Origin of the sequence: uncultured Draconibacterium sp. (genome assembly GCF_913060805.1) — a bacterium.
Classification (GTDB): Bacteria; Bacteroidota; Bacteroidia; order Bacteroidales; family Prolixibacteraceae; genus Draconibacterium.
Genome location: NZ_CAJXTC010000026.1, coordinates 15,577 through 29,932 on the forward strand (window position 1 = coordinate 15,577; position 14,356 = coordinate 29,932).

A 14,356-nucleotide genomic window follows, 5' to 3' on the forward strand; every position below is an offset into this window, starting at 1 on the left:
AAATTAAGATAATTTCCAATAAATGAAACAGTTAAATCCCATTTTCTTGAATTGAGATAGAAAATAAGTCGAAAATCAGGCGCGTATAAATCTTAAACTTAAGTTCGGAAATAGAGGAAATTAAAGCATATTCAACATTCTCAAAATTCGTTTAGATTATATCCGGAAATTTTACGAAACAAATTGACTCACAGACTTTTTAACAATAAACCACTACTCTCCATTCCTTATCTGTTATTAGTCCAAATAAAAGTAGCTAAACCCGCAATTAACAAATACTTTACATATCTATTCGAACTTCACATTATAATATTCGAATTATAGTGGGGGTAATTAAATTTCTATCTTTGCGCACCTGAAATTATTAGCCGTATTTTATAATCCGATAAAACATGAAAAATATCAAGTATGTATCGCCGGAGGAAGCTGTTAAGGTTATCAAAACCGGAGACAGAGTCCATTTAAGTAGTGTTGCCGTCACTCCTCACACCTTAATAAAACCGATGGTTGAGAGAGGTCGCAACAAAGAGTTTCATAATGTTACCATTCAGCATATCCATGTCGAAGGTCAGGTAGATTATGCCGATCCTGAATTCGAAGGAATCTTTCATTCTGAACAATTTTTTGTTGGTGGAAACCTGAGAAAACAAACGCAATCAGGTTACGCTGATTACATTCCAATTTTCCTGAGCGAAACCCAACGTTTAATGCGCAGAGGCTATTTAAAAGTAAATGTTGCCATGATTATGGTGTCAGTTCCTGACAAACATGGTTACGTTTCGTTAGGTACTTCTGTTGATGCAACCCGCGCTGCTATTGAAAATGCCGACACGGTAATTGCAGCAGTAAACCCAAATGTTCCGAGAGCATGGGGTGATGCAATGATGCACATCGACGAAATCGACATATTCGTTGAAGACGACATTCCATTATATGTTCACGATCCAGCACCACTTACGGATATGGATATTAAAATTGGAAAAAATGTTGCCGAGTTAGTTGACGATGGTGCTTGTTTACAAATGGGTATTGGTGGTATACCAAACGCTGTTTTGGCGCAATTGGGTAACCACAAAGACCTTGGAGTACACACCGAGATGTTTGCCGATGGTATTCTTCCTTTGGTTGAAAAAGGAGTTATTACCGGTAAAAAGAAAAAAACCGATCCGGGTAAAATGGTAGCATCATTCCTTATGGGATCGCAAGCACTTTACGATTTTGTTGACGACAACCCACGTGTTGCTATGATGGATGTTGCACACACCAACCACGTAGCAAGCATACGTAAAAACGATAAAGTAACAGCAATTAACTCAGCACTGGCTATCGACTTAACAGGTCAGGTTTGTGCCGACTCAATTGGTATTACTCACTACTCTGGCGTTGGTGGCCAAATCGACTTTATCCGTGGTGCCGGTCACTCTAAAAAAGGTAAACCAATTATTGCACTTCCATCGGTAACTAATAAAGGTATTTCTAAAATCAGCCCTACCTTACTTTCAGGATCAGGTGTTGTAACTACTCGTGCAAACATGCATTGGGTGGTAACTGAGTATGGTGCTGTTAACTTATATGGAAAAACACTTCAGGAAAGAGCAAAACTTCTGATATCTATCGCTCACCCTGACCATCAAGAATCTTTAGACAAAGCATCGTTTGAACGATTCGGTCCACATTACCATTATGTAAGGGGAGAATAAAAGACATATGTTTAAAGAAGCAGACCAAGTGTCTGCTTTTTTTATGACTATTATCATCAACAATTTTATCATTTCGTTCGAATATTAACTAATTCTAAAATCGTAATACCAAACAATCAGGTTTTCGGTTTTTCGTGAATAGGGAATTGTAAGAACCATAACTTTGTTGGAGTTTAAAAATTTGACTATTAATATTTTATAACCATTCTAAATAAGCAGATATAGAAACGATTAATGCCTAAATAAACTGTACTAACTGCTTCAAAATCTGCTTATTTTCAAGAATACAATTATTTACAATATGAACATTTCTCATATAGAACACATCGGGATCGCAGTAAATAGTTTAGAAGAAGCTATTCCATACTACGAAGAGATGCTGGGTCTAAAATGCTATGCCGTTGAAGAAGTGGCAGACCAAAAAGTAAAAACCGCCTTCTTCCAGGTTGGCGACACTAAAATCGAGTTATTGGAATCAACAAGTCCTGACGGACCAATTGGTAAATTCCTTGAGAAAAAAGGCCAGGGCGTACACCACATTGCTTTTGCTGTTGACAGTGTAAACGATTCGTTGAACGAACTTGGAGAAAAAGGCGTTCAGTTGATCGACAAAACAGCGCGTAAAGGAGCCGAAGGATTAAACATTGGTTTCCTTCACCCAAAAGCTACAATGGGCGTATTAACCGAAATTTGTGGAAAAGAATAAAAGACACTTATAATAACCGATTTTATGAGCAACCAGGATAAAATTAAAAAGTTAATCGACCTAAGAGCAGAAGCGAAGCTGGGTGGCGGATTGAAAAGAATTGAAGCGCAGCACAAAAAAGGCAAATTTACTGCTCGCGAAAGAATCGAAATGCTTCTTGACGAAGGTAGTTTCGAAGAATTTGACATGTTTGTTACTCACCGCTGTACAAACTTCGGTTTAGAGAAAACCAAGTTTTTGGGCGACGGAGTTGTTACCGGTCACGGAACAATCGACGGACGTGTAGTTTACGTATTCTCGCAAGACTTTACCGTTTTTGGAGGATCGTTATCAGAAACCTTTGCACAGAAAATTTGCAAAGTAATGGATATGGCAATGAAAGCCGGAGCGCCTGTAATTGGTATCAACGACTCGGGTGGTGCACGTATTCAGGAAGGTGTGAACTCGCTGGCCGGTTATGCCGAAATTTTCGAGCGTAACATTTTGGCTTCGGGAGTTATTCCACAAATCTCAGCTATTTTCGGACCATGTGCCGGTGGTGCAGTGTACTCTCCTGCCCTAACCGACTTTATCATGATGACCGAGCAAAATTCGTACATGTTTGTAACCGGACCAAAAGTTGTTAAAACGGTAACCGGCGAAGACATTTCGGTTGAAGATCTTGGTGGTGGTAAAGTTCACGCATCTAAATCAGGTGTTGCACAATTCCTAGTTGAAAACGAGCAGGAAGGTATTTCTATCTTACGTAAACTGATCAGCTATCTTCCACAAAACAACCTGGAAGATCCGATTGCCACTGACAGTGCCGATCCAATCGATCGTTTGGATGATGTTTTGAATGAAATCATTCCTGACAATCCGAACCAGCCTTACGAAGTAAAAGATGTTATTCATACCATTGTTGACTATGGCGAGTTCCTTGAAATTCACCGTAACTACGCGAAAAACATCGTTGTTGGTTTTGCTAAATTCGACGGACAACCTGTTGGTATTGTAGCTAACCAGCCAAATTACTTAGCCGGTGTGCTTGATATTGACGCTTCAGTAAAAGCAGCTCGTTTTGTACGTTTCTGCGACTCATTCAATATTCCAATCATCACATTGGTTGATGTTCCGGGATTCTTGCCAGGAAGTCGTCAGGAGTATGGTGGTATTATTACTCACGGTGCAAAACTGATGTTTGCTTACGGTGAAGCTACTGTTCCAAAAATTACTATCACATTGCGTAAATCGTACGGTGGAGCACACGACGTAATGTCGAGTAAACAACTGCGTGGCGACCTTAACTACGCCTGGCCAACTGCCGAGATTGCGGTTATGGGTGCAGCCGGTGCTGTTGAAGTACTTCACGGAAGAAAATTACGCGATATTGAAGATGCTGAAGAACGCGCTAAATTTGTTGCCGACCACGAGGAAGAATACAAAGAGAAATTCGCAAATCCATATCAGGCTGCATCTTACGGATATATCGACGATGTTATCGAACCTCGTAATACAAGGTTCAGAATTATTCGCGGATTACAAAGTCTTGCTACTAAGAAACTGGTTAATCCACCTAAGAAGCACTCAAATATTCCACTTTAAAAACAGAACAAATTATGGAACCATTATCAATTCTATTAGCCAGTTCTGTTCAGTTTGGGTACACTGTTGCAATCGTTGGATTCTGCATCGTTTTCACAGCGCTTACCTGTTTGGTTATTGTGTTTAGCAATACTCCAAAGTTGATTAACATGAAATTCAACAAGGAGAAGCTAAAAAGAAACAAAACCAAAGGGCAGGCAGAAGTTAAAGAAGACGAAGAATACATGGAAGGTAACGTAACTGCAGCAATCAGTTTAGCCCTGCACATGTACTTTAACGAACTACACGACGAAGAGAGTAACATCGTTACCATTAAAAAGACGAAGAAATCGTACTCTCCTTGGAGTTCAAAAATTTACAGTGTACAAAACAACTGGCCGCGATAAATAATTCTGAATATTACGAGCAAAAAAAGTAAACAATGAAAAAATATAAATTCACCATCAGTGGTAACGATTACGACGTTCACTTAAAAGACATTGAAGATAATGTTGCAGAACTGGATGTAAACGGAACCATTTACGAAGTTAAGATTCACGGAGAAGTAAAAACTTCAAAAACTCCGAAACTGATTCGGAAACCGGTTGAAAAGATGCCTGGAGAAGGACAGATCAAAAAATCAGCATCAACCGGAAAACACAAAGTAACAGCACCACTACCGGGTACAATCCTTAAAATTAATGTAACTGTTGGCGACGTGGTAACCGAAGGACAAAACCTGATGGTTATGGAAGCCATGAAAATGGAAAACCAGGTACAAACCACAAAAGCCGGAGAAGTTACAGCTATTAAAGTTAATGTGGGCGACAGTGTGTTGCAAGATGATCTGTTAATAGAAATCGCTTAAACAATACATTGCTGACATGAGAAAAATAGTTCAATTATTATTCGTATTGATTTTTCTTGCGCCCTCAGTATTTGCTGCCGGTCAGCCAGAGAAACTCAGCGATGTAATTACAAAGGGGAAATGGATAAATCATTCCGACGGATATGTGCCAATTCCTACTTATAAAGAAGGAGAGCCTGATCAAAAAGAGGATCCAACAACAGTAAAACGTTACAAAACATTTACGTTTGAAACTGATGGAGGATTTCTTCTTGACTCAGCAAAACAGCGATATTCAGGTCGCTACGAAGTTATTGGAGACCAAGTTGAATTGCACTTCAACACCGTTCCGATTACTGAGTTGCGTACCAACAAAGATCCAAACCAACAGGGAGGTTACAATGTTACAACCCTACAGGTGAAACTGCCTAACCGCGTTCTGAAAATTAACGCCGACGGTAACCTGTATGGCGACGGATACACCTATAAAAATTATAATGGTGCGGTAGCCGGATTATTTAACTTCTACGAATTCTCGGGTTTTGCGAACATAGCCTGGGGAAACATCATTATGATGATTGTGGGATTTATTTTCCTTTACCTGGCTATTAAATACGATTTCGAGCCGATGCTTTTGATACCAATCGGATTTGGTATTTTAATTGGTAACATTCCAATGTTCCAGGTGGCCGATTTTAACCTGAAATTGGGTGTTTACGAGCCAGGTTCGGTACTCAACATTCTTTACCAGGGTGTGGTTCAGGGATGGTATCCTCCACTTATTTTCCTTGGTATTGGTGCAATGACCGACTTCTCGTCGTTGATCTCGAATCCAAAACTGATGTTACTGGGTGCAGCTGCACAGGTTGGTATTTTCCTTACGTTCCTTGGAGCGATTTATTTAGGATTTGCCGCTCCTGAAGCTGGTGCAATTGGTATTATTGGTGGTGCCGACGGTCCTACTGCGATTTTCATTTCGTCGAAACTGGCGAATGGATTGAACGTTCTGCCGGATGGAACCACGGTGAAAAACCTGATTGGTCCTATCGCGATTGCAGCTTATTCTTACATGGCACTGGTACCTGTTATTCAGCCACCGGTAATCCGATTGATGACTACAAAAAGAGAACGCCTGATCAAAATGAAACCTCCGCGTGCGGTTTCTAAAACTGAGAAAGTACTGTTCCCGATTATTGGTCTGATTCTGACTGCATACATTGCGCCTTCGGCATTGCCACTTATTGGTATGTTGTTCTTTGGTAACTTGCTAAAAGAATCGGGTGTAACAAAACGTTTGGCAAACACTGCAGCCAACCCACTTATCGATGCCATTACAATTTTGCTTGGTATTACCGTGGGAGCTTCAACACAAGCCGACGTATTCCTTACTCCTGCATCAATTAAGATCTTTGCATTGGGTGCCGGCTCGTTCGTTATTGCAACAGCGGGTGGTGTAGCCGGAGCTAAAATCATGAACCTGTTCCTGAAAAAAGAGAACAAGATCAATCCAATGATTGGTGCAGCCGGTGTATCTGCAGTACCTGACAGTGCAAGGGTTGTACAGGGTATGGGATTAAAAGAAGACCCAACCAACCACTTGTTAATGCACGCTATGGCACCAAACGTTTCGGGTGTTATTGGCTCGGCAGTCGCGGCTGGTATTTTGTTGAGTTTCTTGATGTAAGAACAAACAACTTACGATATATTAAAAAAGGATTTCTGAAACAGAAATCCTTTTTTTTTGTTCATTCAAATGCCCACCTTTCGCTCGGGTCGCCGGGCATAGAAACTGTTTTCCACGAAAATTTGAATACCCGTGGTTCAACCAGACGTTCAAAATCGGCATAGCTCATTTTAATCATTTCGGTGTGGTTGCCTGCGTTAAATGCAATTTCTTCATCTTCAGCAAGCGTTTCGGCCACAAAAACTTCCATGTCGTAAAGATTGCCAAATGGCGGCATCGCTCCTATTTCGCAGTCGGGGAAAAAACGCTGAAATTCAGCCTCAGTCGCCAGTTTAACATGCTGCGACCCGAAGATATCTTTCAACAGTTCAAAATCAACCTGATACGAAGCAGGAAGTACGGTCATCGCCATTTTACCATCAACATTTACAATTACGGTTTTTGCAAACTCTTTACCCGAAATGTGACTTTTTGCTGCAATTTCCTGAGCAGTAAAAGCACTCGAATGTTTGATTACGATGTACTTTACATTGTTTTCATCAAGAAATGCTTTAAGTTTTTTTACCGGCATAACAATTTTAGTTTAACTATTTAAATCTGAAAACTCCTCGAATTTCTTTAAGTACAATAGGTTTCTCTGCAGTTTATTTTTACACGAAATTCATATTCCGGGTTTCGTTTTTTACCGAGTTTAAAAGCATACTTCGATGCTAAAATTTCATTAGTCAAATGATTTATTGATTGATACCGAAATAAGCCATCGAACAAAACGATCAATTGTTCGAATAAATTTTATGCTAATCATTTATCAGTAATTAGAGTCATAAATAATACCAATTAGTATTTTAATTACAGATTCAGTATTTTCTAAAACTCTTATTTAGAGCGACAATTCGATTCTTTATCATTCCAATTTCATGACTAGTCAAAGTTCAATCGTAAACTAAGTCGTTGCACATCAATTATGTAAAAAATAATATTGATTCGAAAAATAATAGCGGAGTATTTTGTATTCTATTTTCAAAATGCACTAACTTGTTGTTGCTTATCAAACAATCACCACATGAAAGAGATACGATTCATTAAAAGAATCCAGCAGAATTGTTTGATCTCCACAACTTACAAAATGCAAAATTATAATTCCGGAAAGCCTATTTCGGAAACCTCACTGTGCTTTTTAGAACATTTCAATAATTCTAACTAATTAAAATTAAACATTATGAAAAAGTCTATTTTTTTAGTCGTTTTTATGCTACTGAGCACAGCTACCCTATTTGCACAACAAGAAAATGATCGACTTTATATTTTAATGGAATTCATGTCTGTTTCGGATGAAATGGATGGCGATTACCAGCAGGTTGAAGAATTCTGGACGAAGATTCACCAACAACGCATTACTGATAACAACATTATTGGCTGGGATCTTTGGGCCATGATGCCAAATGGAACTCAACAAGGTTCGCAGTATTTCACCGTTACCCTATTTAGCAGTCTGGCAGCCATGCTTGAAGGAATTCCCGGTGACAAATTTCAGCAGTATGTGCAAAATGCCTATCCCAATATGAGCCAGAGCGACCGTGATGCGATGATGGAAAAAACGGTTAAATCGCGCGATATTGCCCATCAGGTTTATACCACCGAAATCAATAATACCAGTGGTGATTTTGAGATGGAAATCGGCACCATGATGGTTTTTGATATCATGAAACAGCAACATGATAGTTATGAAAAAGTAGAAGACGAAGTCTTTAAACCGTGGCATCAACAAATGGTAGACAATGGGCAAAAAGGCGCATGGGGATTATTGCGAATAATACTTCCGGCAGGAAGCGAGGCTGTTGGATCGCATATTACTTACAGCATGTATAAAGACTATAATCAGCTGGCCAACCATTGGGAAGGCGGCGGCGGAGAAATGGATTTAACCACTTCGCTGGCGGTACAGAAAGCATTAAAAACAAGAGATATGCGCGGTGTTGAAATGGCCCGTTTAGTAATGAAAGTTCGATAAATTAAGAATACAATAGCATGAGTAATTTAGAAAAATTAAAAGAAGGATATCAGAATTTTGCGGAGGGCAACATTGAAGCTGTTTTGGCCATGTGGGACGAAAAAATTGTTTGGCACGCTTGCACCGGTCTTCCTTATATTAAAGGTGATGGTGTATACATTGGACCGCAAGATGTTCTAACAAATGTTCTGGCCACCATCCCCGAACATTTTGATGATTTTAGCATTGAAATTTCGGATTTCATCGATGGAGGTGATAAAATTGTTATGGAAGGTTTTTACACCGGTGTTTATAAAACAACTGGCAAACGTTTTAAAGCCAATGCCACGCATACATGGACATTTAAGGATGAGAAACCCGCGGTCTTTTTTCAGGCTGTTGATACAGCGGTAATGATCAATCCGTAAAACTGTTGCATTAAAATGTATTCCATTTTGAGGTTCATCATTGCAGTTACACGAAAATGAAAACAGGTAATTGCAATCGATTTTGATCTTCATTAAATTTCCTATATTCCAATTTAAAGTCAGGCTTTCGCAAGTCTGGCTTTTCTCTTTTGTTGTATTTCGAAATAGTAACCGCAATTAAACAACCGCTACTTTATGCTGTTAAACGGTTAATAAATATTGAGTTTATGAAAATAGTAGTTATTGGAGGACAAGGGACCATTGGCAGCGCCGTTGCCAACCATTTTAAGAAAAAGCATGAAGTAATTACAGCCAGCAGAAGCAATGGCGATGTGCAGGTTGATATGGAAAGTTCTGAGTCGATAAAAAATATGTTTGAACAGATCGGTAAAGTTGATGCCATTGTAAATTGTGCCGGAGCTACAAAATGGGGTCCTTTTGCCGAACTTTCGGAAGAAGACTTTTATGTTGGGCTGCGAGGCAAACTAATGGGCCAGGTAAACATTGTTCGAATTGGTAAAGACTACTTAAACGAGGGAGGTTCCATCACGCTAACCACCGGAGTTTTAGCCGACGATCCGGTGTTTGGAGCAACTAACTCGGCTATGGCAAATAATGCCATCCATGGTTTTGTGCTTGCGGTTTCGCAGGAACATAGAAATGAATTCCGGCTAAATGTAGTTTCACCGGAACTGGTTGAAGACTCGGCAGAACGACTTGGAAATGCCTTTCCGGGCCACACGCCTGTTTCGATGCAAAAAGTAGCTAAAGGCTACGAGCGAAGTGTGGAAGGATTACGGACAGGAGAGATTATTCGCGTCTACGAATAAAGGACAATCCCTACATAAAAAATAGCCGTTCACTAAGAGCGGCTATTTTCTTTTGAATTATTCTTCTATGATATTGAAAGTTGATTGTCGACTACAGAATTAGGCAACCGTTGCTTTCTTTTCCAATGGCACTTGAATCGGCTCACGTTTCGGATGTAGCTTACGCGAATACTTTCGTCCGTTTAAAAACTTACCGATAAATGTTGCCCGAACAAAATAGTGGTAGGTGATCACACAAATGAGTGAAGTTAGCAGGAACACAAATAAAAATTTAACGATTGCTGAAACATGCCATTGGGCAATTAATCCCGGGATTGTAGCAACTATCGACAAATGCAATAAATAGATCCAGTAGGATGAATCGGAATTATAACGCATTAAATGCGAATGCCGGCTTCCGTAACGAATAAACAGGCCGGTAATTCCAAAAACAAATAACCACACTGCAACAGATTTAAAAACGATTGTTAATGCAAAGCCCAATGAACTGTAAAGAAAGAATTGGGTTGAGATAACCACCAGCGCCAGTATTGTAAAAGTCCAGTCGTATTTTTTAAAAGTATCGAGATGAGTCTTGGATTTAAATAAAATCCACCCGAAACCGTAAAAGAAAAAGTAGAAAAGAAATGTTTTCCAATCGGGCACCCAACTTGTTGAAGTTGCCACCCAGGTTGAATTCATTATAAAAAGTAAAACAACGGTAAGGGCAGAAAACACCACTACTTTTAAAATTGGCTGATTCAGTATCCGGTTAAAAACATTTGTGCTCCAATTAGTAAACCGGGGAATACTTTCAAACAAATATCCTAATCCAAATGAAATTATGGAGATAAAAAACAGGTAATACAAAAACCATAGGTGAAAGGTTCGGGGAGGAATAAAAAGCAAGGGGTTCGAAAAGATCGCTAAAGAAGAAGCAAGCGGATTTTCAACACCGGCAAACACGCTTTTAGAGTAGGTAAAAGCAAAAATTATTGTCGGACTCAAAAGCACAATAAAAACAACGAAAGGGATAAATATGCGAGCAGTTCGATTCCAAAGCATCCTTCGGGGGCTACGTTCGAAAAACAACAAGGCTCCAAAAAATCCTGCAACTACAAAAAATATCGGCATCCTGAAATTGTGAATGACGTTTACAATGTAATCCATAATAAAACTTGTGCTTGACGCGTCTTTTATCGTCCAGGCATTTCCATAATTCAAAGTGCCATAAGTTATTGCCGTATGAAGAACCAACCCTAGTAACATCATTATTGCGCGCAATGAGTCCAGCGCATGAATACGCTCCGTTTTGTTTCCGTGATCTGTTTTAATCATAACTGCTAGCTTTTATAGTTAATACTTGCGCACTTATTCCAGACTTAATCTCTGATTGGCGTTCGGGAATGACAGTAAAGTATTTTGAAATGCGTGTGCGATGATCGATTTTCGAATCTTTAAAATGGTCCTAAATCGACAGTTCCGCCGTAAAGGCAAAAAATGAAGCCAAATTGTTTCGAAATTTCTTTTCGTGTGGGTGAAAGCCAGAACCATATAAAGATATTTAGATATTTATTTCTCAAGTTACAAACTATTTCCACCAAACGCAATAATATTCTCTTTTTCAGCTTTTTATGTTAATCCAAAAATTAAAAACAAAGCCACTACCTTAAAGTTTCAACCAACATCTACGATGTAGTTTTTCATGGCAAATTCGTAAATCTCTCTTCCGATTCGTGATGGTTTTAGTCCCGTTCGTGGTGAAATGCTAACCAACCGTATTCTTTTATTTCTCCCCCTTCTTTTTCCGAAGGATATTTGAAGTACGAAAACAATAAAACAGAAAAAACCATGAAAACACTTTTATTCATACTCTTCCAATTTCTGATTCTGTTTGCTCATGCGCAGGTCAAAATCTCAGGAGTTGTACAATCTGAATCCGGAAGCCCGATTTCCGGGGTGAATATTTTTATTCAGGGAACTTACGACGGTACAACAAGCGATAGTCTTGGTGTATTTACCTTTAAAACTGATGCTACCGGAGAACAAACATTAATTGCCAGTTGCGTAGGATTTGAAACCTACGGACAGGCGTTAAACATCGCAGGAGATGTTTCTGATATTAAAATCGTATTGATTGAGGAAATAAGCGAACTCGACGAAGTAATAATTAATGCCGGAACTTTTGAGGCCAGTGACAAAAAGAAGTCGGTTGTTTTAAAACCGCTTGATGTGGCACTAACTGCAGGAGCCAATGGCGACATTTATGGTGCATTTGGTAAATTACCCGGCTCGCAAACGGTGGGCGAAGAAGGACGTCTTTTTGTTCGTGGAGGCGAAAGCTACGAAACCAAAACCTTTATGGATGGAATGTTGGTAAATACACCTTACTATTCAAAAATGCCCGATCTGCCCACACGAGGCCGGTTCTCCCCCATCCTTTTTAATGGTTCGGTATTTAGCACCGGAGGTTACTCTGCCGAATACGGGCAGGCACTATCATCAATCGTAGCTTTAAATACCGTGGCACTTGAGCCTGAAACCAAATCGAGTATTTCAGTTCTTTCGGTTGGTTTGCAAGGTTCGCATGCAAAAAGATGGGAAAATACGTCGCTGTCGGTCAGTGGCGAATACCTCAATACCACGCTCAGCAACAAGCTGTTCAAACAAAACGTTGAGTGGTTGCAAGAACCCGTTATTGTTGGCTCAACGATGCTATTCCGACACAAAACCAGTGAAACCGGAATGCTTAAATCGTTTGCCACTTTTAACTACGACACTAGCAGCTTACTGTATGATAACTTTGAGCAATCAGCATTACAGGAAGTTTCTTTGGGCAATAAAAATCTTTATTCGAACACCACCTATAACGAAATGCTGAATGATGACTGGATGATACAAACAGGTGCTGCGGTTAACATCGATCGCGAAAATATGGATGTCGATTCAGATGAAATCGCTACTTCGCGAAACAGCAGCCAGTTAAAACTTACCTTATCCAATTATTCCGTAAAGGACGTAACCACAACCTTTGGTGCAGAAGCTTTAGCTTATAAATACGAACAAGACATTGATATGGATGGGAACTTCAACCTTTCATTCAACAACAACCTGTTTGCCGGCTTTGCCGAATCGGAGTGGAAAGTAATAAAAAGCTTTGCGCTGAAAGCCGGTCTGCGAACCGAATATAATTCGCTGATCGATGAAATAAATATTGTTCCCCGTCTTTCGGCAGCGGTAAAAACGAGCAAAAACAGTCAGCTTTCTGCGGCTTACGGAAAGTTCTTTCAGAATCCGGGCGACGATTATCTGAAATTCACTGACGAGCTGGCACCAGAAACATCAAGCCACTCTATTTTAACCTGGCAATATAAAAAAGACAGCCGCACGTTACGAATTGAAGCCTACAATAAAAACTATTCCGATCTGGTAAAATTTGATGAAGAATTTTCTGCCGAACCAGGAAATTACAATAATACAGGTAGTGGCTATTCCAGAGGAATCGATGTGTTTTGGCGCGACCAGAAACAGTTTGGAAAAGCCGATTACTGGGTTTCCTATTCGTTGATCGATTCAAAACGAAATTACCGCGATTACCCGGTAAAGGTCACTCCTCACTACGTTTCAAAACACAACCTCTCGGTGGTTTACAAGCAGTATTTTACAAAGATCAATTCCTTTATTTCGGGCTCCTACACTTTTGCCAGCGGACGTCCTTTCAACAATCCAAACACTCCCGAATTTATGGCCGGTAAAACCAAAACCTACAACGATTTGAGTTTTGGATTCACGCACCTATTTTACCTTTTCAATACGCAAACCGTGGCACACGTAATCGTAAACAATACGTTGGGCTTTAACAATGTATTTGGCTACAACTACGCACAAACACCCGACAACAATGGTGTTTATCAATCGCAACCCATCATTCCGGGACAAAAACGACTCATTGTATTTCTACTATCATTTCAATTATAAACTTTAAAATTAAATCACATGAAAACTTTATTAACACTTATTTTTAGTTTGGTAGTTTTAACTGTCGCAGCACAGGGAAACAATTACGAGGCAGCGATGACAGCAGCCCTCGAAAAAATGAACAGTTCGGAAACTGTAGCCAACTTTCAGGAGGCAGCAAATACTTTTGAACGAATCAGCATGACCGAAACAAGAGAATGGCTGCCGTTGTACTATGCATCGTATTCAATGATCGTGATCAGCTACATCGACCAGGATGTGAACAAGAAAGATGCTTATCTGGATAAAGCGCAGCAATTTTTGGACAAAGCATTAAAAATTGCGCCCAACGAATCGGAATTATATTCGCTTCAGGCATTTCTTTATCCGTCGCGGATTACAGTTGATCCAATGACCAGAGGAATGGAATACATGCCCAAAATGAATGCAGCGCTCGACAAAGCAATTGCACTAAATCCAGAAAATCCAAGAAGTTATTATTTGCGCGCAGTTACGCTATTTAACACGCCCGAACAATTTGGTGGCGGCGCAGAAGTTGCCCGTCCTCATTTTGAAACAGCAAAAGAGAAATTCGACAAGTTCGAACCAAAATCACCGCTTCATCCGAACTGGGGTAAAGAAATCAATGAAATGGAGATGCAGAAACTTTAA

General features: G+C 39.8%; 13 protein-coding genes. 11 read left to right on the forward strand and 2 right to left on the reverse strand.

The window, feature by feature from the left end:
- Positions 1–392: 392 nt before the first annotated feature.
- The 6 genes from QZ576_RS15300 to QZ576_RS15325 all read left to right on the forward strand — a co-directional run bounded on the left by QZ576_RS15300 (position 393) and on the right by QZ576_RS15325 (position 6,500).
- The gene (locus QZ576_RS15300; protein ID WP_297098659.1) at positions 393–1,700 is read left to right on the forward strand and encodes an acetyl-CoA hydrolase/transferase C-terminal domain-containing protein; all 1,308 of its coding nucleotides are present in this window, start codon (positions 393–395) and stop codon (positions 1,698–1,700) included.
- A 301-nt stretch (positions 1,701–2,001) separates the two neighbouring features.
- Positions 2,002–2,406: a methylmalonyl-CoA epimerase gene (mce, locus tag QZ576_RS15305; protein WP_297098660.1), complete on the forward strand. Its 405-nt coding sequence runs from the start codon at positions 2,002–2,004 to the stop codon at positions 2,404–2,406.
- A gap of 24 nt (positions 2,407–2,430) precedes the next feature.
- Positions 2,431–3,990, forward strand: a complete 1,560-nt coding sequence (locus QZ576_RS15310; RefSeq protein WP_297098661.1) for an acyl-CoA carboxylase subunit beta — start codon at positions 2,431–2,433, stop codon at positions 3,988–3,990.
- A gap of 14 nt (positions 3,991–4,004) precedes the next feature.
- Complete coding sequence (locus tag QZ576_RS15315; protein ID WP_297098662.1) at positions 4,005–4,376, forward strand: OadG family protein; 372 nt, start codon at positions 4,005–4,007, stop codon at positions 4,374–4,376.
- A 35-nt stretch (positions 4,377–4,411) separates the two neighbouring features.
- Positions 4,412–4,837, forward strand: coding sequence for a biotin/lipoyl-containing protein (locus QZ576_RS15320; RefSeq protein ID WP_297098663.1), 426 nt, complete (start codon positions 4,412–4,414; stop codon positions 4,835–4,837).
- Between the two features lie 550 nt (positions 4,838–5,387).
- Entirely contained in the window at positions 5,388–6,500 is a 1,113-nt protein-coding gene (locus tag QZ576_RS15325) for a sodium ion-translocating decarboxylase subunit beta (RefSeq protein WP_367270498.1), read from the forward strand.
- 61 nt (positions 6,501–6,561) lie between these two features.
- Here the strand turns inward: QZ576_RS15325 and QZ576_RS15330 are convergent, their stop codons facing one another.
- Positions 6,562–7,071 carry an aminoacyl-tRNA deacylase gene (locus QZ576_RS15330; RefSeq protein WP_297098665.1) on the reverse strand — a complete coding sequence of 170 codons (510 nt, stop codon included), beginning with the start codon at positions 7,069–7,071 and terminating at the stop codon, positions 6,562–6,564.
- Between the two features lie 648 nt (positions 7,072–7,719).
- Here QZ576_RS15330 and QZ576_RS15335 point away from each other — a divergent pair.
- The 3 genes from QZ576_RS15335 to QZ576_RS15345 all read left to right on the forward strand — a co-directional run bounded on the left by QZ576_RS15335 (position 7,720) and on the right by QZ576_RS15345 (position 9,748).
- Entirely contained in the window at positions 7,720–8,511 is a 792-nt protein-coding gene (locus tag QZ576_RS15335) for a hypothetical protein (protein ID WP_297098666.1), read from the forward strand.
- 17 nt (positions 8,512–8,528) lie between these two features.
- Positions 8,529–8,918, forward strand: coding sequence for a nuclear transport factor 2 family protein (locus QZ576_RS15340; protein WP_297098667.1), 390 nt, complete (start codon positions 8,529–8,531; stop codon positions 8,916–8,918).
- 227 nt (positions 8,919–9,145) lie between these two features.
- Positions 9,146–9,748 carry a short chain dehydrogenase gene (locus tag QZ576_RS15345; protein WP_297098668.1) on the forward strand — a complete coding sequence of 201 codons (603 nt, stop codon included), beginning with the start codon at positions 9,146–9,148 and terminating at the stop codon, positions 9,746–9,748.
- Between the two features lie 99 nt (positions 9,749–9,847).
- On the opposite strand, the gene QZ576_RS15350 is transcribed toward QZ576_RS15345, so the two are convergent.
- Positions 9,848–11,065 (reverse strand): acyltransferase family protein, encoded by a 1,218-nt coding sequence (locus QZ576_RS15350; RefSeq protein WP_297098669.1) that lies wholly within the window; start codon positions 11,063–11,065, stop codon positions 9,848–9,850.
- A gap of 513 nt (positions 11,066–11,578) precedes the next feature.
- Between QZ576_RS15350 and QZ576_RS15355 the strand changes: the two genes are divergently transcribed.
- Positions 11,579–13,705, forward strand: coding sequence for a TonB-dependent receptor (locus QZ576_RS15355; protein ID WP_297098670.1), 2,127 nt, complete (start codon positions 11,579–11,581; stop codon positions 13,703–13,705).
- 18 nt (positions 13,706–13,723) lie between these two features.
- The gene (locus QZ576_RS15360; protein WP_297098671.1) at positions 13,724–14,356 is read left to right on the forward strand and encodes a hypothetical protein; all 633 of its coding nucleotides are present in this window, start codon (positions 13,724–13,726) and stop codon (positions 14,354–14,356) included.